Source organism: Arthrobacter rhamnosi (assembly GCF_054510855.1).
In genome coordinates this window covers 308,447-332,895 of sequence record NZ_JBTNDT010000003.1, presented here as the reverse complement: position 1 = coordinate 332,895, position 24,449 = coordinate 308,447, and the positions used below count along the sequence as shown (strand labels likewise).

Annotated in this window: 25 protein-coding genes; 9 read left to right on the top strand and 16 right to left on the bottom strand. The window is 66.6% G+C overall.

Going from position 1 to position 24,449, the window contains the following annotated elements:
• Nucleotides 1-24 precede the first annotated feature (24 nt).
• Nucleotides 25-927: a methylenetetrahydrofolate reductase gene (locus ACX80I_RS08280; protein ID WP_459344637.1), complete on the top strand. Its 903-nt coding sequence runs from the start codon at nucleotides 25-27 to the stop codon at nucleotides 925-927.
• A gap of 57 nt (nucleotides 928-984) precedes the next feature.
• Here the strand turns inward: ACX80I_RS08280 and ACX80I_RS08275 are convergent, their stop codons facing one another.
• Together ACX80I_RS08275 and ACX80I_RS08270 are read right to left on the bottom strand one after the other, a co-directional pair.
• Complete coding sequence (locus ACX80I_RS08275) at nucleotides 985-2,031, bottom strand: SDR family oxidoreductase (protein ID WP_459344636.1); 1,047 nt, start codon at nucleotides 2,029-2,031, stop codon at nucleotides 985-987.
• A gap of 95 nt (nucleotides 2,032-2,126) precedes the next feature.
• On the bottom strand, nucleotides 2,127-3,080 hold the full coding sequence (locus ACX80I_RS08270; protein ID WP_459344635.1) for a LysR family transcriptional regulator: 954 nt from the start codon (nucleotides 3,078-3,080) through the stop codon (nucleotides 2,127-2,129).
• Between the two features lie 408 nt (nucleotides 3,081-3,488).
• Here ACX80I_RS08270 and nrdH point away from each other — a divergent pair, with 408 nt between their 5' ends.
• The 4 genes from nrdH to nrdF all read left to right on the top strand — a co-directional run bounded on the left by nrdH (nucleotide 3,489) and on the right by nrdF (nucleotide 7,474).
• Entirely contained in the window at nucleotides 3,489-3,734 is a 246-nt protein-coding gene (gene nrdH / locus ACX80I_RS08265) for a glutaredoxin-like protein NrdH (RefSeq protein ID WP_087073531.1), read from the top strand.
• Between the two features lie 38 nt (nucleotides 3,735-3,772).
• Nucleotides 3,773-4,246 (top strand): class Ib ribonucleoside-diphosphate reductase assembly flavoprotein NrdI, encoded by a 474-nt coding sequence (gene nrdI, locus ACX80I_RS08260; RefSeq protein WP_459344634.1) that lies wholly within the window; start codon nucleotides 3,773-3,775, stop codon nucleotides 4,244-4,246.
• The gene (gene nrdE, locus ACX80I_RS08255) at nucleotides 4,243-6,402 is read left to right on the top strand and encodes a class 1b ribonucleoside-diphosphate reductase subunit alpha (RefSeq protein WP_459344633.1); all 2,160 of its coding nucleotides are present in this window, start codon (nucleotides 4,243-4,245) and stop codon (nucleotides 6,400-6,402) included. Before nrdI ends, nrdE begins: the two co-directional genes overlap by 4 nt.
• A 97-nt stretch (nucleotides 6,403-6,499) precedes the next feature.
• Complete coding sequence (nrdF, locus tag ACX80I_RS08250; RefSeq protein ID WP_459344632.1) at nucleotides 6,500-7,474, top strand: class 1b ribonucleoside-diphosphate reductase subunit beta; 975 nt, start codon at nucleotides 6,500-6,502, stop codon at nucleotides 7,472-7,474.
• Between the two features lie 558 nt (nucleotides 7,475-8,032).
• Here the strand turns inward: nrdF and ACX80I_RS08245 are convergent.
• From ACX80I_RS08245 to ACX80I_RS08230, 4 genes are all read right to left on the bottom strand, one after another.
• A complete protein-coding gene (locus ACX80I_RS08245) occupies nucleotides 8,033-8,230 on the bottom strand; it encodes a helix-turn-helix domain-containing protein (protein WP_459344631.1) in 198 nt (65 codons plus the stop codon).
• 334 nt (nucleotides 8,231-8,564) lie between these two features.
• The gene (locus ACX80I_RS08240) at nucleotides 8,565-8,807 is read right to left on the bottom strand and encodes a YegP family protein (protein WP_459344630.1); all 243 of its coding nucleotides are present in this window, start codon (nucleotides 8,805-8,807) and stop codon (nucleotides 8,565-8,567) included.
• 472 nt (nucleotides 8,808-9,279) lie between these two features.
• Nucleotides 9,280-10,695, bottom strand: coding sequence for an HNH endonuclease (locus ACX80I_RS08235; protein WP_459344629.1), 1,416 nt, complete (start codon nucleotides 10,693-10,695; stop codon nucleotides 9,280-9,282).
• A 395-nt stretch (nucleotides 10,696-11,090) separates the two neighbouring features.
• Nucleotides 11,091-11,531 (bottom strand): hypothetical protein, encoded by a 441-nt coding sequence (locus ACX80I_RS08230; protein WP_459344628.1) that lies wholly within the window; start codon nucleotides 11,529-11,531, stop codon nucleotides 11,091-11,093.
• A gap of 186 nt (nucleotides 11,532-11,717) precedes the next feature.
• On the opposite strand from ACX80I_RS08230, the gene ACX80I_RS08225 reads away from it, so the two are divergent.
• Nucleotides 11,718-11,954, top strand: a complete 237-nt coding sequence (locus tag ACX80I_RS08225) for a hypothetical protein (RefSeq protein WP_459344627.1) — start codon at nucleotides 11,718-11,720, stop codon at nucleotides 11,952-11,954.
• Here the strand turns inward: ACX80I_RS08225 and ACX80I_RS08220 are convergent.
• From ACX80I_RS08220 to ACX80I_RS08180, 9 genes are all read right to left on the bottom strand, one after another.
• On the bottom strand, nucleotides 11,936-12,790 hold the full coding sequence (locus tag ACX80I_RS08220) for a sigma-70 family RNA polymerase sigma factor (protein WP_459344626.1): 855 nt from the start codon (nucleotides 12,788-12,790) through the stop codon (nucleotides 11,936-11,938). The two genes, ACX80I_RS08225 and ACX80I_RS08220, sit on opposite strands and share 19 nt — an antisense overlap.
• Nucleotides 12,791-12,961: 171 nt before the next feature.
• Complete coding sequence (locus tag ACX80I_RS08215) at nucleotides 12,962-14,509, bottom strand: amino acid permease (protein WP_459344625.1); 1,548 nt, start codon at nucleotides 14,507-14,509, stop codon at nucleotides 12,962-12,964.
• Between the two features lie 9 nt (nucleotides 14,510-14,518).
• Nucleotides 14,519-15,934: an aspartate ammonia-lyase gene (locus tag ACX80I_RS08210; RefSeq protein ID WP_459344624.1), complete on the bottom strand. Its 1,416-nt coding sequence runs from the start codon at nucleotides 15,932-15,934 to the stop codon at nucleotides 14,519-14,521.
• Nucleotides 15,935-15,942: 8 nt separating this feature from the next.
• Nucleotides 15,943-17,001, bottom strand: coding sequence for an asparaginase (locus ACX80I_RS08205; RefSeq protein ID WP_459344623.1), 1,059 nt, complete (start codon nucleotides 16,999-17,001; stop codon nucleotides 15,943-15,945).
• Between the two features lie 60 nt (nucleotides 17,002-17,061).
• Nucleotides 17,062-17,790 carry a FadR/GntR family transcriptional regulator gene (locus ACX80I_RS08200; protein WP_459344622.1) on the bottom strand — a complete coding sequence of 243 codons (729 nt, stop codon included), beginning with the start codon at nucleotides 17,788-17,790 and terminating at the stop codon, nucleotides 17,062-17,064.
• 145 nt (nucleotides 17,791-17,935) lie between these two features.
• Nucleotides 17,936-18,790, bottom strand: a complete 855-nt coding sequence (locus ACX80I_RS08195; protein ID WP_459344621.1) for an ABC transporter permease — start codon at nucleotides 18,788-18,790, stop codon at nucleotides 17,936-17,938.
• Nucleotides 18,791-18,799: 9 nt separating this feature from the next.
• Nucleotides 18,800-19,696 carry an ABC transporter permease gene (locus ACX80I_RS08190; RefSeq protein WP_459344620.1) on the bottom strand — a complete coding sequence of 299 codons (897 nt, stop codon included), beginning with the start codon at nucleotides 19,694-19,696 and terminating at the stop codon, nucleotides 18,800-18,802.
• A 34-nt stretch (nucleotides 19,697-19,730) separates the two neighbouring features.
• Nucleotides 19,731-20,927, bottom strand: a complete 1,197-nt coding sequence (locus tag ACX80I_RS08185) for an ABC transporter substrate-binding protein (RefSeq protein ID WP_459344619.1) — start codon at nucleotides 20,925-20,927, stop codon at nucleotides 19,731-19,733.
• Nucleotides 20,928-20,962: 35 nt separating this feature from the next.
• Nucleotides 20,963-22,030: an ABC transporter ATP-binding protein gene (locus ACX80I_RS08180; protein ID WP_459344618.1), complete on the bottom strand. Its 1,068-nt coding sequence runs from the start codon at nucleotides 22,028-22,030 to the stop codon at nucleotides 20,963-20,965.
• A gap of 134 nt (nucleotides 22,031-22,164) precedes the next feature.
• Between ACX80I_RS08180 and ACX80I_RS08175 the strand changes: the two genes are divergently transcribed.
• From ACX80I_RS08175 to ACX80I_RS08165, 3 genes are all read left to right on the top strand, one after another.
• Nucleotides 22,165-22,917 carry a FadR/GntR family transcriptional regulator gene (locus ACX80I_RS08175; protein ID WP_459344617.1) on the top strand — a complete coding sequence of 251 codons (753 nt, stop codon included), beginning with the start codon at nucleotides 22,165-22,167 and terminating at the stop codon, nucleotides 22,915-22,917.
• A 4-nt stretch (nucleotides 22,918-22,921) separates the two neighbouring features.
• Nucleotides 22,922-23,611, top strand: a complete 690-nt coding sequence (locus ACX80I_RS08170; RefSeq protein WP_459344616.1) for a cache domain-containing protein — start codon at nucleotides 22,922-22,924, stop codon at nucleotides 23,609-23,611.
• 123 nt (nucleotides 23,612-23,734) lie between these two features.
• Nucleotides 23,735-24,073, top strand: a complete 339-nt coding sequence (locus tag ACX80I_RS08165; protein WP_459344615.1) for a DUF4440 domain-containing protein — start codon at nucleotides 23,735-23,737, stop codon at nucleotides 24,071-24,073.
• Here the strand turns inward: ACX80I_RS08165 and ACX80I_RS08160 are convergent.
• A complete protein-coding gene (locus tag ACX80I_RS08160; RefSeq protein WP_459344614.1) occupies nucleotides 24,066-24,449 on the bottom strand; it encodes a glutamate-cysteine ligase family protein in 384 nt (127 codons plus the stop codon). The two genes, ACX80I_RS08165 and ACX80I_RS08160, sit on opposite strands and share 8 nt — an antisense overlap.

Below are 24,449 nucleotides of genomic sequence, written 5' to 3'. Positions count from 1 at the left end.
GCGGCACCTACGAAGAGGACCCAGATGTCGCCACCCACCTATCCCGCCCTGTCCTACGAGTTGTACCCGCCCCGGAACGCCGAGGCAGAGGACTCTCTGTGGACGACCATCCGCCGCCTCGAGGGGACGCGCCCCGATTTCGTGTCGGTCACTTATGGTGCTGCCGGCAGCAACCAGGAGACCGCGATCGACCTCCTGCGGCGCCTGTTGACGGAGACGACGCTCAAGCCGCTGGCGCACCTGACGTGCGTCGGGACCAGCCGCGCCGACCTGATGGAGATCGTCGACCGTCTCATCGGCGGCGGGGTCCGCGGCATCCTCGCCCTGCGCGGTGACGCGCCCGAAGGACGGGAGAGCCGGCCAGGCGACGTCGAGCACGCGGACGAGCTCGTGCGGCTGATCCGTGAGGTCGAGGCGCAGCGGGTCGCCCAGCTGGCAGCCGGCAAGGTATCGGTCGGGGTGGCGGCCTACGCGACCCGGCACCCGGACTCGCCGAGCTTCGATCAGGACATCGAAGTGCTGCTCGCCAAGGAAGTGGCAGGGGCCGACTTCGCGATCACCCAGGTGTTCTTCCAGGCCTCCGACTATTCGCGGCTTGTCACGCGCGCACGGCGAGCCGGCGTCACCATCCCGATCATCCCCGGCGTCATGCCGATGACGAGTACCCGGCGCCTGAAGAAGCTGAGCGGGCTCGCGGGGATCGACGTCGACGAGGCCCTGTGGGGACGCCTGGAGGGCGCCCGCACCGACGAGGAACGCCGCCGGGTCGGCGTCGAGGCGACCGTGGACCTCGCACGGGCAGCGCTCGACGACGGCGCGCCGGGGCTCCACCTTTACACCTTCAACGAGCACTCCGCCGCGCTCGACGTCCTGGATGCCCTCGAGCTGGAGCGCCCACCGGAGGCCGGACTCGCAGCCTCGATGTAGCCACCGGATGTGGCCGACCAGCAGTCGACCAGCGCTCGCGGACCTGCGCTCGCGGGTCTAGGAACCCTTGCCCGCGGCCTTGACGGCCTGTCCCACCGTCCCCGCGGCCCCTGCGACCAAGGGGAGGGCGCCCTTGAGCTTGTCGCCGAATACGACTGCGCCCGCACCCACCAGGGCGGTGCCGAGGACCATCCGCTGCGCGGTGCGCCGTTTACCGCTCCAGCCACCCGTCACAGCGGCATTCGCCGGGTCCAGGGAGGGCCCGTACAGGTTGCCGGTCGAGTCCTCGGCCGGTTCCTTCTTGGACAGATGGCTGTTCTCCACCTGCACGGCCATCAGCTTCTCGAGCCGGGCCGGCATGAGGCGGTGCTGCCGGACCATGGAGCGGCCGATCCGGCCGACCGCCACCTCCCGGGTCGGTACCTCGACGACGTCGAGGATGGCCTTCGCGACGCGGTCCGCGCTGTAGACGGGCGGCATCGCCACCGCCCGGCGGCCGGTGTAGTTCGCGGCGTGGTTGAAGAACGGCGTGTCGATGGTGGGCGGGAGGACCGTGCACACGTGGATGTGCTTCTTCCGGTCCAGTTTCAGCTCGGACCGGAGGCTGACGCCGAGGGCGCGGACGGCCGCCTTCGACATGGAGTAGGCGGAAGTGTAGGGCTGGGGGATCTCCCCGACGATGGACGCGACATTGACGAGGACGCCGGAGCCCTGGTCCTGCATGCGCTCCAGTGCGGCACGGGCCCCGTAGACGTAGCCCATCACGTTGACGTCGATCACCCGCTCGAAGTCGCGTAGGGGCACCTCGAGGAACGGCGAGAAGAACGAGACGGCCGCGTTGTTCACCCAGACGTCGATGCGCCCGAACTCCTCGACGGCCCTGCTTGCGAGCTCCTGGACGGCCGCGTGCTCGGATGTGTCGGTGGGAACGGCGATGGCTCGCGAGCCCAGCGCAGCGCACTCGGCGACGAGTGTCTCGAGCGCTTCCACCCGCCTGCTGGCGAGGACGAGGTTCGCGTGGCGACGGGCGAACCGAAGGGCTGTGGCCCGGCCGATGCCGCTCGCCGCCCCGGTGATGACGACCACGCTGTTCTTGATCCGCATTGGGTTCCTCCTCGGAAGATCACGGGAAAACCAGCGGACCGGTGCCCGCTCCTGACCCGAAGGTACGGACAGCGCCGGACGGGCGCAACGGGAATTCAGGAGCCGGAGGGGCGTGCGTAGCCGGGAGCGGTGTGCTTGGGACCGATGCTCTGCCCCCGCAGGATATCTGCGAGCTGGTCCATGAAGAGCCGCACGCGTGCGTCGTCCGCGTCGCCCGTGCGCAGGGCGAAGATGCTGCGGGCCAGCCGGATCTCCGGGACGTCGAGCGCCACGATGCCCTCGGGCCGGTTGACCATGGCGAGTTCGGGCACCAGTGCTGCTCCGAGGCCCGCCGCGGTGAGCTCGAGGCTGGCATTGAAGTCGTCGCAGTAGGCCGCGATACGGGGATGGAGGTTGCAGCTCGCGAAGAGGCGTTCGATGACCGTCGCGTCCGCGGTGCCGGGGTGGTGCATGATCCACGGCATGTCCGCGAGCTGGTCGGCGGTGACGCGCGACCCGCTGCGGATGCCCCAGCTCGTGGGCAGGATGACCCGGAAGTCGTCGTCGCCGATCCACTGGCGGCTCAGGGTCGACGGCCAGGCGAGTCCGGCCTGCCCGACCTGGTACACGAGCGCGAGGTCGAGATCGCCCCCGGTGCGCAGCCCCTGGATCGTGTGCGCCGGTTCCCCGACGAAGACGCGCAAGGACACGCCGAGCCGCTGCCATTCCGGCATGCGCAGCAGCCGAGGGAGTGCGAACGTCGCGAGGCTGGGGAAGATGCCGAGCCGGAGCTCATGGGCGGGACCGGTGCCGGCACGGGCGGTCGAGGCGAGCAGCGCATCGATGTCGGTCAGGACCTTCGAGGCATGCCGGGACATCGCGAGGGCGGCGTCCGTAGGAATCGCACTGCGGGCGGCCCGCGTGAAGAGCGTGGCGCCCGTGTCCCGTTCCAGTGCCGACATCTGCTGGGATACCGCGGACGCCGTGTAGCCGAGGCTCGTGGCGGCGCCGCTGAAGGACCCGTGGCGGATGACCTCGAGCAGTGTCCGCAGGTGGACCGGGTTGACCACGTCGTACTCTCCTCGTCGGCTGATTCCTTCGCCCCAGTCTTCTACACGCGGCTGCCGCGACACGCCAGGGAAACGCGACACGGAAGTTTTTCAGCCTGTGCGGAAGTACTCCACAGCGTGTGGACCAGGTGCCTTTTCCGGCCTCGGATCGGCTCGTTTCCGTGCTTTCCGGAGCCCTGGATCTGTGGACATCGTGTGGACTACTCGCTCCCGTAATGACATACTTGTAATACATCATCTAGGGGTACGCACGAGTTGGTCGCACTAGATGTAGTATCGAGGGACAGAACAACCGCTGGACGGGCATGGGCCCGGAGGCGCGGAAATCCCCGGATTTCCTTCCCCTTTCCGGGGCCGCGCACCACCCATGACACAGCATGACAGCAGTAGAGAAAAGGGGACCAAGACATGACCGTCACGGTTTACACGAAGCCGGCGTGCGTACAGTGCAACGCCACCTACCGGGCTCTGGACAAGAAGGGCATCGCCTACCAGAGCGTCGACATCTCGCAGGATCCCGCGGCACTCGAGCGCGTCCGCTCGATGGGTTACATGCAGGCTCCGGTCGTCATCACGGACAACGACCACTGGTCCGGATTCCGTCCCGACAAGATCAACTCGCTCGCCGACTCCGTCGTGAGTTCGGTAGCCTGACCGGTTCCCCTCGGGGATCCGCTGGTGTGGCATCGGACATGGCCACGATCACCGTGGAGGACCGAGCCGACCACCCCGATCCGGCAGAAGCCGGAGGCGGGGAGGGTCCGGTCACCGATGCCCCGCTGATCTACTTCTCGTCGGTCTCCGACAATACCCACCGCTTCGTCGAGAAGCTGGGGGTCCGGGCTGCCCGCATGCCACTGCTCACCAGGGAGCCGACGCTGCGGGCGCTTCGGCCCTACGTGCTGGTCCTTCCCACCTACGGGGGGATCACCGGCAAGGGTGCCGTACCCCGCCAGGTGGTGAAATTCCTGAACAACGAGCAGAACCGCAGCCTCCTCCGGGGGGTCATCGGGGCCGGTAACACCAATTTCGGTGAGACCTACTGCCTTGCCGCCGACATCGTCGCCGCCAAATGCAACGTCCCCGTCCTATACAGATTTGAAGTCATGGGCACGTCCGAGGACGTAGACCGAGTTACCAGAGGATTGGAAGAGTTTTGGACATGAGTGTTGCAGAGACGGAGACGGGCACACCCGCAGCCGCGGTCAGCCGATTCAAGGACATGGGCTACCACGAGCTCAACGCAATGCTGAACCTGTACGGGCCGGACGGGGAGATCCAGTTCGACGCCGACCGCGAGGCCGCGCACCAGTACTTCCTGCAGCACGTCAACAACAACACGGTTTTCTTCCACGACCTCGAGGAGAAGCTCGACTACCTGGTGAAGAACGAGTACTACGAGCGCGAGACCCTCCACCAGTACTCCATGAACTTCATGCGCGACCTCTACAAGCGCGCGTACGCCAAGAAGTTCCGCTTCGAGACCTTCCTCGGCGCCTTCAAGTTCTACACCTCGTACACGCTGAAGACGTTCGACGGCAAGCGCTACCTCGAGCGCTACGAGGACCGCGTGTGCATGGTCGCGCTGCACCTGGCCCGCGGCAATGAGGAACTCGCCATCCAGATGGTCGACGAGATCATCGACGGCCGCTTCCAGCCCGCCACCCCGACCTTCCTCAACGCCGGCAAGCGCCAGCGCGGCGAGCTGGTCTCCTGCTTCCTGCTCCGCATCGAAGACAACATGGAGTCCATCGGCCGCTCCATCAACTCGGCCCTGCAGCTCTCCAAGCGCGGTGGCGGCGTCGCGTTCGCCCTGACGAACATCCGTGAGGTCGGCGCTCCGATCAAGCAGATCGAGAACCAGTCCTCCGGCGTCATCCCCGTGATGAAGCTCCTCGAGGACAGCTTCTCCTACGCCAACCAGCTCGGTGCCCGCCAGGGTGCCGGCGCCGTGTACCTGCACGCCCACCACCCGGACATCAACCGCTTCCTCGACACCAAGCGCGAGAACGCCGATGAGAAGATCCGCATCAAGACGCTGTCTCTCGGCGTCGTCGTGCCCGACATCACCTTCGAGCTCGCCAAGCGCGACGAGGACATGTACCTGTTCTCGCCCTACGACGTCGAGCGCGTGTACGGCATGCCGTTCTCCGACATCTCGGTCACCGAGAAGTACTACGAGATGGTGGACGACGCCCGCATCAAGAAGACCAAGATCAAGGCGCGCGAGTTCTTCCAGACCCTCGCGGAGATCCAGTTCGAGTCCGGCTACCCGTACATCATGTTCGAGGACACCGTGAACCGGGCCAACCCGATCGACGGCAAGATCATCATGTCCAACCTGTGCTCCGAGATCCTCCAGGTCTCCGAGCCCACGACGTATCACGAGGACCTGTCCTACGACCAGGTAGGCAAGGACATCTCCTGCAACCTCGGCTCGCTGAACATCGCGAAGACCATGGATTCGCCCGACTTCGGCCGGACCATCGAGACCGCGATCCGTACCCTCTCGGCAGTTTCGGACATGAGCCACATCAGCTCGGTGCCCTCGATCGCCAAGGGCAACGACGCCTCGCACGCCATCGGCCTGGGCCAGATGAACCTGCACGGCTACCTCGCCCGGGAGCGGGTCCACTACGGCTCCGAAGAGGGCCTGGACTTCACCAACATCTACTTCTACTCCGTGGTGTATCACTGCATCCGGGCGTCGAATCTGATGTCGATCGAGACCGGTCGCCGCTTCGCCGGCTTCGAGAAGTCCAAGTACGCCAGCGGCGAGTTCTTCGACAAGTACACCGATCAGGTATGGGAGCCGGCGACGCCGCGCGTGCGTGAGCTGTTCGCCGACGTGCACATCCCCACGCAGGAGGACTGGCGTGCCCTGAAGGCCTCGGTCATGGAGCACGGCATCTACAACCAGAACCTGCAGGCCGTCCCGCCGACCGGTTCCATCTCGTACATCAACAACTCGACGTCCTCCATTCACCCGGTGGCGTCGAAGATCGAGATCCGCAAGGAAGGCAAGCTGGGCCGCGTGTACTACCCGGCGCCGTACCTGACCAACGACAACCTGGAGTACTACCAGGACGCGTACGAGATCGGCTATGAGAAGATCATCGACACCTACGCGGCTGCGACCCAGCACGTGGACCAGGGCCTGTCCCTGACGCTGTTCTTCAAGGACACCGCCACCACACGTGAGATCAACAAGTCGCAGATCTACGCCTGGCGCAAGGGCATCAAGACCGTCTACTACATCCGCCTCCGCCAGCTCGCGCTGGAAGGGACCGAGGTCGAGGGCTGCGTCAGTTGCATGCTTTAGGCAAGTAACGTCGCCAGGCCGGGCAGTTCGCCCGGCCTGGCACTCCAAGCACCACCGGTATCGCCGGCATTACTTACACCCAGACAAGGAACACACCATGAGCGAGAAGCTGAAGCTCGTCGACCAGGTCCAGGCCATCAACTGGAACCGCATCCAGGACGACAAGGACGTCGACGTCTGGAACCGCCTGGTGAACAACTTCTGGCTGCCCGAGAAGGTGCCGCTGTCCAACGACATCCAGTCGTGGGCGACGCTCACGCCGGAGGAGCAGCAGCTCACCATGCGCGTCTTCACGGGCCTCACCCTGCTCGACACCGTGCAGGCCACCGTCGGAGCCGTCAGCCTCATCCCCGACGCCGTTACCCCGCACGAGGAGGCCGTCCTCACGAACATCGCGTTCATGGAGTCGGTACATGCCAAGAGCTACTCGTCGATCTTCTCTACGCTGGCCTCCACCAAGGAGATCGACGAGGCGTTCCGCTGGTCCACGGAGAACGTGAACCTGCAGAAGAAGGCGAACATCGTCACGGACTACTACCGCGGCGATGATCCTCTGAAGCGCAAGGTCGCCTCGACCCTTCTCGAGTCCTTCCTGTTCTACTCCGGCTTCTACCTGCCCATGTACTGGTCGTCGCGCGCCAAGCTGACGAACACGGCCGACCTGGTGCGCCTGATCATCCGGGATGAGGCCGTGCACGGGTACTACATCGGGTACAAGTTCCAGCGCGGTCTGGAGGGCGCCACGCCAGAGCGCCGCCAGGAGATCAAGGACTACACGTTCGAGCTGCTCTTCGAGCTGTACGAGAACGAGGTCCAGTACACGCACGACCTCTACGACTCCGTGGGCCTGGCCGAGGACGTCAAGAAGTTCCTGCACTACAACGCCAACAAGGCGCTGATGAACCTGGGCTACGAGGCGATGTTCCCGTCGTCGGTCACCGACGTGAACCCGGCGATCCTCTCCGCACTGTCCCCGAACGCCGACGAGAACCACGACTTCTTCTCCGGCTCGGGCTCCTCGTACGTAATCGGCAAGGCCGTGAACACCGAGGACGAGGACTGGGACTTCTGACAGTTCAGTGACAAGTCGGTTGGCTGGGCGCGCTGCGAGACGCGGGCTTAGTTGAAGGAAAGCGGAGAGCCGAGTTGGACGTCGTCCAGCTAGGCTCTCCGCTTTCTGCCCCACAAGGCATGCGCAATCGCTCCATCCGCTGTGTGGATGGACTACCATCTCGCCGTGGACAGCGAGGAGACCCGGAACGGCGGAGTCCGGGGTGCGGCCACGAGGGCCTCGGTTCAGGCCGCCGGCTGGAGGTTCAGAGCGCCGGCTGGACACTGCCGGAAGCCATGACAGGCCGGGGGTGAGCCCGACGAAAGCGGCGGTCGGGGACAAGCCGGTCTTCGCCTACATCGCCAGCCTGCCGCAACCTCAGCGCGGCATCGCCGAAGCGGTCGATTCCCTGGCGGCCAAGACGCTCCCGCACCTGCAGCGGTGCGTGAGGTGGGGCAGCGGCCCTCCGTCGAGGCGGACCCGTGAACGTCGTGTCCGGACACTCCACCCCCGCTACCGACGATGGCGACTCCCGATGCGCGGGTATCGCGCGCCCCGAGTTCGGCGACGAGCGGTGGATCAGTGCCCGGAGTTGACGTCCTCGAGGTACTGCTGCACGGCCGATTCGGTCACCCGATAGGAGCGGCCGAATCGGATTCCAGGCATTGCCCCGGACTGCACCAGACGGTACACCGTCATCTTCGAGACCCGCATCCGGGCCGCGATCTCCGCAACTGTCAGCAGGTTTTCCGTTGAATTGTTCTGCACCATCATCATGTCTGCTCCTTGCGCCTCGCTAAACACTTCCGTGTCTCTATCAACAGTGACCGCCGCCAGCGTGTCCTGCCTGAGTAGGTATTACTTGTTCCCTGGTCCACGCTGCAAGTAATTGCCAAAAGTGGTGAACGTGTACGTTCAGCCATTCTCGGCGGCCGCGCGTCTGGGCGGGACATTCCTCCCCGCAAAGAGGCAGAAATCAGATCTCGAAGCGGTTTGTCGTTCCGCAGCTCCGGCATATCTTGGCCGGGCGCTGCGAGCGCTTCAAGGATCAGACAATCTGGCCCCTATTGGGCATCGCCCTTCGCAGGCGGCCACACTTGGACTGAAGAATTTATGACGCGTCCGAGTACGCCGGTGAGGGGGCCCGCCTCGTTACTGCCTGACGGGACATCGGTGGGCAAAGGTCCGTGATCAGCCCCGTCCCGGCGCACTCACGGACCACGCGAATACCCTCGACCGCTGACGCTTTGTCCGGGAACTGCCCGGACACGGCTACGACCGTCCCATCGGACCCTTTCAGCCTGAATCTGAAGGAAACGCCTCCGTCCTGGAAAAGCTCGAACGTTCCAGCCATAACTACCCCCTAATCACCAGGCAGAGGAACTGCCCGGGTCGTTCATTGAATCCGGAACTCAACGCTGCGTTCCGGCTGGCCCGGAAACGGGATAGGGCTTGCCCTATGTGACCCCAGCCACACCCAATGCACACATAGTAGGGGCCTTATTTCGTACTGGCGAGTAATAGCGGTTGGGATTGATCGGCGCAAGCGCTTTCTCGGAGTTGATTACTAAGTAGCCTAGGGTTATTGCGCCGTTATTTGCTAAGCAGCCTAATCTTTCCAGTCGTTTTCGCTAAGCAACCTAGCATTTTGCTTTCTTGATTCTGTGCGTTTTCTCTACTTGCGTTCGACGGGTAGTGTCACGAGGAAGGAGGTATTCACTACTGTTGTTTGTATACTCTTCCGTTCCTTTACGGACGCAGGAGCAGTACTTGTCAGGAGGGGCTACCGGTACCACGGCCCGAGCAGTCGTATGCCGGCGCGTGCGTCAGGCGGCGAGCGTGTCCAGCCGATGGGCGCGGAGCGCCTTGATGTGTCGGCGCATCAGCCGTCGGTACCGCCGCAACGACACATCACCCGCTTTGCCGCTGCTCCCAGGCGGAGGAGGAGCTGTCGATCTGTACAGGTGGCCGGTGGGAGTGCGGACGTCGATCGCGTGCCGGACAGCGGGGACGGCCTTCACCATCCAGCCTCGGAGCTCCTTTGTGTGGTCACAGGCTTCGCAGAGGCCGGCGCCGTTGGAAAGACTCGTGGGTCCGCCGTCGTGCCAGGGGACGATGTGATCGTAGTGGCGGATAGGCGCGTCACAATAGGGCGTTCTGCAAGAGGAGTCCCGAGCCTCGATGAACCGGCGCTGGCCTGCCGAGAAGAGCCGGGCCCGGGAGTCGACGGCGAGGAGCTCGCCGCTTCCGGGGGCGGTGTACAGGCGCCGGAGCCAGGTTCGGAAGTCCTCCCTGGAATCGGACAGGTGCGGAGTCACCAGCGTCCGAGCCCAACCGCTTGGAACGACGCCGTACCCGGCGAGCCGAGCCGGTTCGCTGCCTCCCTGGAAGAGCGTGCGGTCAGTCATGACGAGCTGGATCTCCACCCCGGATATGCCGCCCGGCGTACCGGTGGTCCATTCGACCAGCGCATCCGCCATGACCTGACCTCGGCTACGGGCATCCCCGTCGGAACGTAGGGAATCTGCGTGCCGGGAGAGCTCCGCGTACACCGCCACGCCTTCGGTGACGGGCAGCAGTGCTGTCAGGTAGGCCATCGTGTCGGGCGCGGGGCGCAGACTGACGTGCCGCTCACCGGCTGCGCGGCGCGCACGGTCCGTCACCGAGCGAGGATCCCTACGGTACGACGCCGTCCGGGCCGCGGCGACAATTACCCGGTCGCCGGCACCGATGAAGGTTCCCGTATCGGCCGACAGCTCGTCATCCACCGCACAGCGATCCGAGGCGCTGAGGCACGCCGTCTCCCTGACCAGGAGCGTCGCGCGCCATTCGTTCAGCCGGCCTGTCTCCAGCGCGGCCAGGGTATGCGGCATCTCCGTGGCGAGCGCCTTGGCCAAACCCAGCAGGCGGCTCCCGCGGGACGGGGACTCCCGGCGGGCGAGGGCGATCTGCGCGCCGACGCCCTGGCCCTGCTCCGCTGCGGGAACGCCCGCCTCGGCCTGGGTACGGCGCTCAGCCACATCGAACGCGACGGCGAGCCTGGCCTGGAGTGCGGCGACGGCAGACTTGAGGTCCTCGAGATCACGCACCTGGTCGATCAGCTCCGCGCTTCCGCTGCCGGGCCGAATGGACGCTACCGCGTCGATGACATCCCGCACGCCGAGCTGACGAACAGCGGAGCCTGATCCAGCGCCACAGCGAAGTGTGGCTGCCTGCCTCAATGGTTCCTCGCTGCCGTCCATGTCCTATTTTCCCGCGTGCCACTGACATTTTGAGGTCCTCAGAGCAGCTGGCCGGCCGGGTCGGGTGCCGCGGGGGAGCCCGTCGTCGGACTGATGCCGACGAGCAGAGCGACATGGACTTCGATGAGGGCCGATGAAGCCGCCGGTCAATACAGTGATCCCATGCAGCGAGTCGTCGCCCTGGCCTTCGTGATCGACTGCACGGGCTGCTCCATTGTCCGACTCCTGTTTAGGGCCCGACCTCCGGGCCACAGGAGTAACACTGGCTGGTCGCGGCCCCGCAGAAGAGTAGTAAAAACGCCCACCACCGATAGAATCCGGCCACAGGAGCTCCCGCCGGCTCCCCAGAGAGGTGCGGCACCTGTCGTCGTGCCCTGCGTGTCCCTGCTGACGGTCTATCGGAGAAGGGAATCCACGGTGTCCTGGGAGTAGGGGAGGACTCCGTCGAAGGGCGTCAGGGTGAACCACTCGCCCTCGTGCCGGTTCGCGAAGATCAGCACGTCGGACGCCGTGTCGAGCGGATCGCCCTCGGGATACTGGCTGCCCGCGGTGCAGGTCACCGGCATCGACGAGATCCGTACTGTCCCACTCGGCAGATCGCCTTTCAGCACCTCGGCCACGTCCACCCGGTAGGAGTGCGCCTCGGCATCGTAGATCGACTCGGTCCCATCCCGTTCCGTTCCGACCCCGACGATCACCAGCTCCGCCTGGTCGAACCTCTCCTGCAGCGTCTCGAAGCGGACCCAATCGACGCAGGTCGTGCCCGAAGGGTAACCACAGCCGGCGAGGCCGGGGAGGAACAGAGCGATGCCGAGACTTATCGCGATAGCTCGCATGTGCAGAGGATATAGAGGGATGTGTCCCCGGAGCGGCGAGCCCTGAAATCGTGATGGAACAGTGCCGCACCGACACCGCTGCTGGCTGTCCGCGATCGGTCACATTTCCCCCTCGCCACTCGTCATACAAGTGCAGGGCATCGGAGCCCTGCCGGGGAAGCCCGCCTCAACCGAAGGATGATCACCATGAAGACGATGACCTGCAGCCAGCTCGGCGGCCCGTGCGACCACGCCCTCCGGGGTGACGACGCCGACGCGGTGATCAAGGCCCAGGACCGCCATCTCCGCGATGCCGTCCGGGCCGGCGACACCAGCCATGCGCCGGCACATGAGGAGATGAAGAGCCGGTGGCGTAGGCCGCTCGCCGCGATGGGCTGGTACCGCGACACGAAGAAGGCCTTCGCTCAGCTGTCGGAGGACTGAGCCGGTCCGTCCGCATGGCGGCGCTGCACCGCGGCCAGTGCTTCGGGGGCGGCCCGGAAGGTGATTCCGCTGACCCGGCCGCCGGCGACGGTGAAGTCGAAGACCACTTTGACCTCGCCGCGGTGGATCCACGCCGCACCTGGGCGCGAACCGAGGAACACCGCGAACGCCGTCTTGGCGGCGCCGTTGAAGAAGGAAGCCACTTGCTGGCGCCCCGCCATCCTCTGCGGGGTGCCCAGCGCGACAGCGGCGTCGTCGCCCGTGACGATCACGTCGGGAGCCAGCAGTTCGAGCAGGCGGCCGAAGTCACCTCCGCGCGCGGCAGCGAGGAAGGCATCGACGACCTGCCAGTCCGGCATTCTGGCGGGGGAGGGGCGGGCGACCTTGGCACGAGCCCGCGAGGCGAGCTTCCGGGCCGAGTCGGGGCTGGCGTCGAGGATGGTGGCGATGGTCGCGAAGTCGACGTCGAAGCTCTCGTGAAGGACGAACGCCACCCGCTCTCGAGGCGTCAGGCGTTCGAGCACCACCTGCAGGGCGAGGCCGACAGTGTCAGCCAGGGCCACCTCGTCGGCCGGATCCGGCGAGGTTTCGGCGGAATCGTAATCCTCGAGTTCGTCCTGAGGCACGGGCGTCTTCGCCCTCAGCCTGTCGAGGCACAGCCGGGTGGTGACGGTGGTTAACCAGGCCGGGACATGGTCGATGTGCTCAACGGACGACAGGCGCAGCCACGCCTGCTGGACGATGTCCTCCGCTTCGGCGTGGTCGGAGAGAATCCGCTCGGCCAGGCGGAGGAGCCGCGGGCGCTCGCCCTCGAACATCGCCGTCTGCTCGTGCATATCGACACGCTTTCTCCTCGTCCTTCGACATCCTAGGGAGAAAAGGGCGCCGTGGCACGAGCTGCAGCAGCAGGAAGGGCGACGTCGCCACCGGGGGGAAGCACGAACGGACGCAGAGTCCCCCGCGGTGCGCGGGTTCCTCTGCGTCCGTTCGCTCCAGCGATGCCGGATCTAGTCGCGGGCCTTCGCGCCAGGACCGGGACGGTTCGCCACCAGAGGGTAGGGGCCGGTGTGGCCGTCACGGACTGCCGCGAGTTCCAGCACGCGGTCACGGCACAGCCGCCAGCCGAGCATCAGCAGGGGGATGATGACCACCAGGGAGCCGATGGTCCACGTGCCCACCGGCGAGTCGAAGGCCATCAGGACCAGCACCGCCAGGAGGAAGGCGAGGGTGATCCACCCGGTGACGGGAGCGCCGGGCATGCGGAAGGCGGGGCGCAGCAGCTCGCCGCGCTTGGCCAGCCGTGCCAGCTGCATCTGGCACAGGACGATGACGCCCCAGGTGCTGATGATGCCGAGGGATGCGACGTTCAGCACGATCTCGAACGCCTGGGCGGGAACCACCGCGTTGAGGACGACGCCGAGAAGGGCGACGGCCGCGGTCAGGGCGATGCCGCCGTACGGAACGCCTGCCTTGTTCATCCGTGACGCGAACTTCGGGGCGGAACCTGCGACCGACATGGAGCGCATGATGCGGCCCGTGGAGTACAGGCCGGCATTGAGGGAGGACAACGCCGCAGTGAGGACCACCAGGTTCATGATGGCGTCCACGCCGTTCACCCCGATGGAGCCGAAGAACGTCACGAACGGGCTCTCGCCGGCCTTGTAGGAGGTGTAGGGCAGCAGCAGCGAGAGCAGGATGAGCGACCCGACGTAGAACACCGCGATGCGCACGATCACCGTGTTGATGGCCCTGGGCATGATCTTCTCGGGGTTCTCGGTCTCGCCCGCCGCGGTGCCGATCAGCTCGATCGAGGCATAAGCGAACACGACACCCTGCATCACCACGACGGCGGGCAGCAGGCCGTTGGGGAACATGCCACCGTTGTCCGCGATGAGGCTGAAACCGACCTCCTGGCCGTCCACGGGAGTCCCGAAGATCACGAAGTAGATGCCCACGACGAGGAAGGACACCAGGGCGACCACCTTGATCAGCGCGAACCAGAACTCGAGTTCCCCGAACACCTTGACGCTGATGAGGTTCAGGCCCAGCACCAGGATCAGGGCGGCCAGGGCCCAGGCCCACTGCGGCACGTCCGCGATCGGCGCCCAGTACTTCCGGAAGAAGTTCATGTAGAGCGCGACGGCCGTGATGTCGACGATGGCGGTCATGGCCCAGTTGAGCCAGTACAGCCAGCCCGCGACGAAGGCGGCCTTCTCGCCGAAGAACTCGCGGGCGTAGGAGACGAACGAACCGGAGGAGGGCCGGTGCATGACCAGTTCGCCGAGGGCCCGGAGGATCATGAAGGCGAAGAAACCGCAGACCGCGTAGCTGAGGATGAGCGCGGGCCCTGCCGCGGCGAGGCGGCCGCCGGCACCCATGAAGAGGCCGGTGCCGATGGCGCCACCGATAGCGATCATTTGGACTTGCCGGGGCTTCAGGCCCTTGTGGTAGCCCTCGTCCTCGCGGTGGAGGGTCGCCTCGGAGGCGTGGGCGTGTACGGGGATCGTGTGGTCGGAGATGGCCGGTTGCTGCGTGGCCGGTTGTTGCTGTGTCATGACGGTCCTTTACTTGCTCAGGTTGGCGAGGCGCCGCGGGCTGAGGAGTTCGGCGAGCTGCTCGCCGGTGAGCAGCCCGTGTTCGAGTACGAGTTCTGCAACGCCCTTGCCGGTGGCGAGGGCTTCCTGGGCGATGGCTGTTGCGGTGGCGTAGCCCAGTTGCGGGTTGAGGGCCGTGACCAGGCCGATGGATTGTTCCACGGTGAGGCGGAGGTGCTCGGTGTTGGCCGTAATGCCCCGGACACAGCGGGCCGCGAGGGTGCGGCAGGCTGCTTCCAGGTGGGAGATGCTCTTGTGGAGGCTGTGGACGATGATCGGTTCGAAGGCGTTGAGCTGCAGCTGGCCTGCTTCCGCAGCCATGGTGATGGTGACGTCGTTGCCGATGACCTCGTAGGCGACCTGGCTGACCACCTCCGGGATGACCGGGTTGATCTTCCCGGGCATGATCGAGGAACCGGACTGCACCGCGGGGAGGTTGATCTCACCGAAGCCGGCACGCGGGCCGGAGGAGAGCAGCCGCAGGTCATTGCAGATCTTGGACAGTTTCACGGCGACGCGCTTGAGCACGCCGGAGAGGTGCACGAAGGCGCCGACGTCCTGCGTCGCCTCGATCAGGTCCACGGCCGTGACGAGCGGCAGGCCGGTGATCTCCGCAAGATGCCGGCAGGCGGCCTCGGCGTACCCGGCGGGGGCGTTCAGGCCCGTGCCGATCGCCGTCGCGCCGAGGTTGATCTCATGGATCAGCAGGTCGGCTTCCGCCAGGCGGAGCCGATCCTCGCCGATCGTCACGGCGTAGGTGCCGAATTCCTGGCCGAGAGTCATGGGGACTGCATCCTGGAGCTGCGTGCGGCCCATCTTCACGACCGTGCGGAACTCGAGGGCCTTGGCAGCGAAGGCGTCTTCGAGCTCGGTGAGCGCTTCGAGCAGCTCGCGGGCGGCGAAGATCGTGCCCAGCTTGACCGCCGTGGGATACACGTCGTTCGTGGACTGGCTGAGGTTGACGTGGTCATTGGGGTGCAGCCGCGCGTAGTCGCCCTTCGGGTGCCCGAGGATCTCCAGGGCCCTGTTGGCGATCACCTCGTTGGCGTTCATGTTCGAGGACGTCCCGGCACCGCCCTGGATGACGTCCACCACGAACTGCTCGCTGAGCCGGCCCGCCATGATGTCGGCACATGCTTCCGCGATGGCCCGGGCGCGCTCGCCGTCGAGCAGGCCGAGCTCGTGGTTGGTGCGGGCGGCGGCGAGCTTCACGGCAGCCAGGCCCCGGACCAGATGCATGTTGGAGGACAGGGGCTGGCCGGTGATGGGGAAGTTCTCCACCGCGCGCAGCGTGTGGACCCCCCAGTACGCCTGGGCGGGGACGTCCCTGTCGCCCAGGAGGTCGTGCTCGGAGCGGAACGGGGCAGTGGAGTAGGAGTCGGTCATCGTGGTCCTTAGGGGGCTTCGTCGGCGGGCGTGGACAGGAAGTCGAGGGCCTGGAGGGTGCCGACGGTCCGGCCTCCGCCGAGCACCGCGGTCCGGGCGATCGGGGCCAGCGGTCCCGTGTCGACGCCGAGCGCTTCCAGTGCGGCGACGGCGACGGGCATGCGGGCGCTGTCCCCGCCGTCGGAGATCTTGACCGCCACGGCCCGGCCGTCCGGCAGACCGATCAGCTGGACGCCCTGGAAGCCGTCCTTCGCCACGGCACCGGGGACGAGCCGCATGAGCTCCGTGACGTCACGGTGCTCGCCGGCCACCATGTCGGGGTGCCGTTGCATGGCCAGTCCGACGGCGGCTTCCGCAGTCGGCGTGCCCACCGCTCCCTCCGCTTCCGCGGCAGCGCGGGCAAGAACGCCGAACGCGCGGGCCATGCCGCGGAGGGTCAGGGCGAACAGCGGGGTTCCACAGCCGTCGGTGGACAGTTCCGAGGGCTGTTCATCCGTCAGGTCGGCGACGGACTCGGCCACCAGCCGTTGCAGGGGGTGGTCGGGATCGAGATAGCCCGTAACCGGCCAGCCGTTGATCACGCAGGTGGCAGCCATGGAGGCGTGCTTGCCCGAGCAGTTCTGGGTCAGCTGCGTCGCCGTCCCGCCCGCGCGGAGCCACTCGTCCCGCTCGGCGGTTCCGTACGGGAGGTCGGAGCTGCTGTCCAGCACGTCCGGGGCCAGTCCGTGCATCGCCAGGATCCGTCGGACACCGTCGACGTGCTGTGGAGCGCCGGAGTGGCTGGCCGCGGTGAGGGCGAGCAAATCGGCGGGAAGATCGAGCCCGGCACGCACCAGGGCGACGGCCTGGAGCGGCTTGAGCGCGGAGCGCGGGTAGAAGGGAGCCAGCGGATCGCCCGCTGTGAGGAGGGTCCGGGTGCCCGTGCCTTCCTCGGCGGTGGCGATCAGCGAGCCGTAGTGGATGCTCTCCACGAGCCCGTCGCGGGTCTGCGCGGCGAGGGGCACGTGCTGCGGAAGGTGATGCAACGCCGGTTCCGGGGCGGGGTCGGCTAGGGCAGGGAAGGGCATGGAGTCCTCGGGGGTGACGTTTTGGCGGTCGACTACAGGGTGACGGGCACGCTGGGAGACTTACGGACTGAGAATGGAGTCGAGGGCGGCGCCCACCGCGTGGAGGTGGCGGCTCATGGCGGCGCAGGCCTCCTCGGCGTCGCCCGCCTCCACGGCGGCAAGGATCTGCTGGTGTTCGCGGTCGGACGCGTGCTGACGGTCGGTCACCATGTTGAGGGTCTCCGACTGGTGCGCCAGCGCATCGCGGATGTTGGAGACGACGTCCTCGAAGACCTGGTTGTGGCTGGCCCGGGCGATCGCGACGTGGAAGCCGGAGTCGAGGGCGACCCAGGCTTCGGGATCGTCCTCGGCGGCCATGGCGGCCACGATGTCCCGTAGGGCTTCGAGCTCGTCAGGGGTGCGCCGTTCCGCGGCGAGCCCTGCCGCGGGTACTTCGATGTGGGGACGGGCCTCGGTGAGGTCCAGGGCGGAGTACTGGCCGAGCACCAGGTCCTTGGCCACGTGGTTCGCCAGCACGAACGTGCCGCGTCCCGTCCTGGTCACGGTCAGTCCGAGGGCGTTGCAGGAGCGCAGGGCCTCCCGGACCACCGACCGGCTCACGCCGTAGCGCTGTGCGAGGGCGGCTTCCGAACTGAGCTTCGCACCCACCTCCAGCGCTCCGCTCTCGATGTCGCTGCGGAGAGCATTGAAGACGGCCTCGGCGGCACTGACGCGGGCCAGCGGATAGCTCGTGGCGGCCGGCGGATCGGCGGGCTGCTGTCCGGCTGTCCGGCTGTCTGACAGGTTCACACGAGAAATATGGCACACATCACACGCCCACGTCAATGCGGCCCGGGCGTACCGGCCTGCGAGGTCACCGCGCATGACGGAAACGGAGGTGCTTGCGCTCAACCCGCCTCCGAGGCCGCCGCCCGGGAGCCGAAGGGTACCTTCGTCAGCGTGCCGTCGAGGACGCTTTCGTGATGCCGGGCGACGCCTTCTTGCGGCTCCGGGTCGTCCCGATGGCATCACCGGACAGGCGCTGTGCGAGCCAGACCGGGACGACGGACGCGATGATCAGGACGACGGCGACGACGTTGACCACGGGTGCCTGGTTGGGACGGAAGAGATTGTTGAGGATCCACACGGGGAGCGTCTGCTGGCCGGCTCCGATGGTGAAGGTGGTGACGATGATCTCGTCGAAACTCAGCGCGAAGGCGAGGAGGCCACCGGCGACCAGGGCCGAGCGGAGCTGGGGGAGCGTCACGAGCCGGAAGGAGGTAAAGATGCCGGCCCCGAGGTCCGAGGATGCTTCCTCGAGGCTGCTGTTCGTCCTGCGGAGCCTGGCGATCGCGTTGTTGAACACGGTGACCATGCAGAAGGTGGCGTGGGCGATGATCACGGTCCAGAGGCTGAGGGAGACCCCGAGCACCGTGGTGAACAGGTTGTTGAGGGCGATGCCGGTGACGATGCCCGGGAGGGCGATCGGCAGGATGACGAGGAGGTTGATGACGTCCTTGCCGAAGAAGTCGTGCCGCTGCAGCGCCAGGGCCAGGAGGGTCCCGAGGACCAGTGAGATGGCCGTGGAGATGAGGGCCACCCACAGGGAGGTGGCGAGGGCTTCCCGGACGCCCTCGGACTGGAAGGCCCGCGACCACCATTCCAGGGTGAAGCTGCGCGGCGGCCACCCGAAGCTCCGGTCGCTGTTGAAGGAGTTGACGACCACCAGGAGCAGCGGCACGTAGATGAAGAGCAGGACCACCGCCGTGAGGGTACCGAGGGTGATGCGGGCACTTCGGGACAGTTTCACTCCGGGCTCCTAGAGATTGTTCAGGGCGCCGGTGCGCCGCACGATGAGGAGGTAGGCCATGATGACGGCGATGGGGATCAGTGCGACAGCAGAGGCCAGCGGCAGGTTGTTGGCGGCGCCGACGTTGGCGTAGACGACGGTCCCGAGCATCTGTGTCGTCCCGCCGACGATCTGCGCGGTGATGTAGTCGCCCAGGGTGAGGGCGAAGGTGAAGATGGTGCCGGCGATGATGGAGGGCACGAGGATCGGGAGGATGACCAGCCGGAGCGTGGCGAGAGGCTTTGCGCCGAGGTCGCTCGAGGCTTCGAGCAGGGAGTCCGGCACCCGTCCGAAGCCCGCATGGATCGGCAGGATCATGTAGGGGAGCCAGATGTAGGACAGCGCGATGATGACGGCCGCCTCACTGTAGCCCGGACTGTTGATGCCCAGCCATTCGAGCAGACCGCCCTCGGCCAGGACGTTGCGCCAGGCGTAGGCCTTCACGAGGTAGCTGGCCCACAGCGGCATCAGGATGGCGACGACGAGGACACCCCGCCAGCGCGGCGAGGCGACCTTCGCGATGAAGAAGGCGATGGGGAGCGCGAGCACCATGTCGACGACGGTCACGAGGACAGCGATCCGCAGCGTCCGGAGGGCGATCGTCTGGTAGACGGGATCGGTGGTGACCTGGATGAGGTTGTCCAGGGTCCACGTGGTGGACACCTTCCCGGTGAAGGTGTCCACCGTCCACAGCGCGGTGATGAGCAGTGCGCTCAGCGCCGCGATGTAGACCAGGATGAGCCAGGCTGCAGGGGCGGTCAGGAGACCGGCGAGGCGCAGGCGCCCCCGCCGATACAGCAGTGCGGACAGTGCCTGCCGTGCGAGTCTCCCCGGGGCGGCGTCAGCTGGGCGTGTGTCGACGGACATGTCCCGACTCTTCCTTTCCTGTCGTCGTTCGGGGTCAGCCCTTGATTTCGGTCCAGGCCTTGGTCCACTCGGAGTAGTCGGTGCACTCGACATCCGTGCGGCCGTCGATGCAGTCGGCCACGGGCGTGGTCCAGTACCAGATCTGGCTCGCGTAGTCCTCATCGCCGGAGTGGTAGGTCTCGCAGTGCGACGTGTCCTTGGTCAGCTCGCAGGCGGCGGGGGTAGCCGGTGATTCTCCGAAGTACTCGGCCACCTGCGCGTTGATCTCGGGGCTGGCGATGTGGTCGAGCCACTTGTAGGCGCAGTTCTTGTGCTCGGACTCGGCGCCGATCATCCAGGTGTCGGACCAGCCGGTGGCACCCTCTTCCGGCAGCACCGTCTTCACATCGGCGCCGTCGGCCTGCGCGATGTTCGCGCCCACCTGCCAGGTGGTGCCGATGACACTGCTGCCGCTGGCGAAGGACTGCACTTCCTTGACGACGTCGGACCAGTATTCGCCGACGTGCTCGCGCTGGGCCTTGAGGAGGTCGACGGCAGCGGCCAGCTGATCGGCGTCGAGCGCGTAGGGGTTGGTGATGCCGAGGTCGGGATTGTGGGCCATCAGGTAGACGGCCGCGTCCGCGATGTAGATGGGGGAGTCGTAGGCGGTGACTTTCCCGGAGTTCTGTTCGGCGTCGTCGAAGACGCTCCGCCAGGAGGTGGGGGCAGGTGTCACCTGGTCCGCCCGGTACATCAGCACGTTCGCTCCCCAGCCGTGGGGAACGCCGTAGTTGACGCCGTCGACGGTGTTCCAGAGCTGGTCCTTCAGGAAGGGGTAGATCCCCTCGTAGCTTTCGACCAGGTCCACGTTCACGGGTTCCACATCGCCGCCGGCGATGAGCCGCAGCGACGCGTCGCCCGACGCGGAGACGACGTCGTACTGTCCGCTCCGCATCAGCGTCACGGCCTCGTCCGAGGTGCCGAAGGGCTTGAAATCGACCATGCAGCCCGTCTCCTCCTCGAACGAGGACACCCAGTCGACGGCCGGATCATTGGTGCCGTCCTCGACGTAGCCGGGCCACGCAAGGATCGAGAGGCTGCCTTCGCCCTCGCCGACCTCGGACTGCGCCGTGAGTTCGGGGGCGGATCCCTGGCCCTCGGTGGAGCCGTTGCTGGTGCCGCAGGCGGTGAGGGCGAGCAGGGTCGCCGTCGTGAGGCAGAGAAGGGGCAGGGATGACTGGGTGCGTGCCATGAAGGTGCCTTTCGGGTTGGGGAGGAGGGGGTGGGTCAGGATGCCGGCGGGAGCCAGACGACGTCCTGCTGGTTCCAGGACAGGACTGCCGGCTGGCCGACGGCGAAGTCTCCGCCTCTGCCGGCGGTCACGGGGATGAGTGCGACGGCGGTCGTCCCGTCGTCGAGGGTGCCCCGGACCTGCGTGGCGTGGCCCAGGTAGACCAGGGCGGTGACCGTCATTGCGATCCCCGTCCCGGGCCCCTCCGGGGGGAGGGTGCGTAACTGGATGCGCTCGGGCCGCACGGAGAACCGGTCGTCCCGGCCGTAGAGGGACCGGGCCAGGGTGCCGGGGAAGATGTTGGACGTCCCGACGAAGTTGGCCACGAATGTTCCGTTGGGCCGTTCGTAGATCTCCTCGGGAGTACCGACCTGCTCGATCCGGCCCTTGTTGAACACCCCGATGCGGTCGCTCATCGTGAGCGCTTCCTCCTGGTCGTGGGTGACGAAGATGAAGGTGATGCCGAGCTCCTGCTGCAGCTCCTTCAGCTCGACCTGCATCTGCTGGCGCAGCTTGAGGTCGAGTGCACCCAGGGGTTCATCCAGCAGGAGCACTTTCGGCCGTACGACCAGCGCCCGGGCCAGGGCGACCCGCTGCCGCTGGCCACCCGACAACTGGGACGGGCGCCGGTCGAGGAAACTCCCGAGCTGGACCTGCTCCAGTGCTTCCGCCGCCCGCTGCCTGCGGACCGCCTTGTTCACGCCCCGGACCCTCAGTCCATACGCCACGTTCTCCAGCAGGCTCATGTGCGGGAAGAGGGCATAGTCCTGGAAGACGGTGTTCACATCCCGCTCGAAAGGGGCCCGCGCGGACACGTCCTTGCCCTCGAGTTCGATGACTCCTGCGGTCGGCAGTTCGAAGCCGGCGATCAGCCGGAGGACTGTCGTCTTTCCCGATCCCGAGGGGCCGAGCATGGAGAAGAACTCCCCGGACCGAATCTCGAGGTCCACGGAGTCCACGGCGGTCGTCTCGCCGAACCGCTTGGAAAGGCCTACGAGCCGGATGGCCGGCCCTGCAGGCGCAGTCTTCCTGCGCGAGGTCTGAGGCATGGCTGCCGAGGTCATCCGAGGCCCTTTCTCTGCTGCCGAGGCGGCTGCTTCCGTGTGAAGCCCGTCACAAGCAAGGCGTCCGAGAAAGACTATAACTTCATATCTATTATGTATATACGAGTGTGTTAACTTCTCGTTACAGTGAAGCCATGGACCATCATCGGGCGTCGTCGAGGGGCTTATCGGCCGTCTTCGCACCGATCAGGACCGGAGGCCTCGCGGAAGAGGTCACCCGGCGGATCGAGCAGGCGCTCGAGACGGGCCTTCTGAGGGGCGGCCAGCGGCTGCCGCGGGAAGTCGAGCTCGCAGCGGCCCTCGGAGTCTCTCCCGTCACCGCGCGGGAGGCGCTGTCCATCCTCCGCGAGCGCGGGCTGATCACGACGGTCCGCGGCCGCAACGGGGGCAGCTTCATCATCGACGGCTACCTGCCCTCCACGGACCTGGCGCTCCAGAACCTGCAGGCGACGACGCGACTGCAGATCAACGACCTCGGGTTGCACTACGAGGCCATCGCCTCGGCCTGCGCGGGCATCGCTGCGCGTCGCGCCGATGCCGCCGACCTGCACCGCCTGCACCAATACCTGCGCCCGCACGAGGACACGCTGCTGTCCTGGCGCCTGGTCGATTCGGAATTCATGCTGGAGGTCGGTGCCATTGCCCGTTCGGCCCGCCTCGGCAGGGAGTTGGTCCGCATGCAGGCGGACCTCGGGACGCTCACGGTACTGCCCTACACCGACGACGTCTTCCGTGAGTCCTCGGTGGAGCACAGGAACGAGGTGGCAGGGGCCATCGGTGAGGGAGATGTCCTCGCCGCCCAGAACGCGACCAGGGACCTCATCCATTCGATGGTTTCCTGGCTACTCAGGCGGAGGGCACGTGAGCTTCCGATGACGAAAGGGTGAGGACGTGACGACGGAGCTGCTGCCCGCGGTGACGCGGATCCGCGCACGGATCGATGGCGTGCAGTCCGGTCTGGCCGCCTGGGCCGTCGAGTTGGGGCACCACCTGGCCGACGTCCGGGGCAAGGTCCACGGATCTGCCATCGATGCCCTCGCCCTCCCTGCCGTCGAGGCGATGCTGGGCGACGCCGACCGCTACATCACCGGGGCGGGATTCATCGCGGGGTCCGGCCTGGTCGCAGCCGACCGAAGCTACATCGCCTGGTGGCAGGGCCCGGACCTCGAACGGGTCGACGCCCTCGCCAACTTCAGCACGAGCTCCATGGACCGTTACCTCAGGGCGGAGTGGTTCCGTGTTCCCTTCGAGACCGGGGAACCGCATGCCACGGGCCCCTACATCGATTTCCTGTGCACGGACGAGTACGTCATGACCTTCACGCACCCCGTCGTCCTCCAGGCAGGCGGACCCGTTGCGGGAATCGTCGGGGCGGACATCTCGGTGCAGTCACTCGAAAGGATGCTGCTGGGATCGCTGACCGCCCTCGGACCCACGGCGACGCTCGTCAACAAGGGCGGACGCGTGATCGTGTCGGCCGCGGACGAGGTGGAACCCGGCGACCTCGTCGCCGAGGGCGATCTCACCACCTCGCTCGATGTCGGTGACCACCTCGTCCTGCTGCTGGACCCCGTCACCTGACAGGCGCCGCGGCCGTCCAGCCGCGCCTGGGACGACGACGCCGGCACCGGGACCCCGAGTGGACTCCGGTTGTCCGGGGGCGCTGGTCTGGACAGCCGCCGGTGGCATGGTCAGGATCAGTACATGGTGCTTCCACGCCGTGAGGCGGTTCTCCGATTCATGCGCGCGTTCCATCAGCAGGAGCGGGACGTCGCCGAGTCGATGATGGCCGACGACTTCGTCTTCACCAGTCCCCAGGACGACCACATCGACAGGAGTGCCTGGCTGGAGCGGTGCTTCCCGTCGGCGGGCCATTTCGACGGGCCGGCCCGGATCCTGCAGATCATCGACGTCGACGGCATCGTCCTGCACCGGTACGAGTACGACGTCGCCGGCCGCACCTACCGCAACATGGAGGCGATCCGGGTACGGGACGGCATGATGTGCGAGGTCGAGGTGTACTTCGGGGGAGCCGTCACGTAATCGGGCCCCGCAGGCAGGGGAGCCGAGGCCGTCGAGGGGGGACGCCGGAGCCCAGGATCTCCCGCACCTGTGCGTGGTACGCCTTCGCGGACCCGAAGACCTCGCACGGCCCCGCGGTCGGCCATCTGTTCCAGGCCTGGAAACGATAGCTGGCGAACCCCGAGTCGGCGGCGTTCCAGTACGGCGAATTGGCGGTGATGGCCAGGAGGGGCGGGAGCCACACCCGGATGCGGTCAGGGACGGCCACGCCTTCCTCCTCCGACTCGATCTCCACGTGCACGTGGCAGCCGCAGGTCAGCTGCTCCACTGCGGTGAGCCCGAACCGCTGCACCGTCTGCTCGGAGACGATCCGGTGGAGCACCAGCGTCCGGTGCAT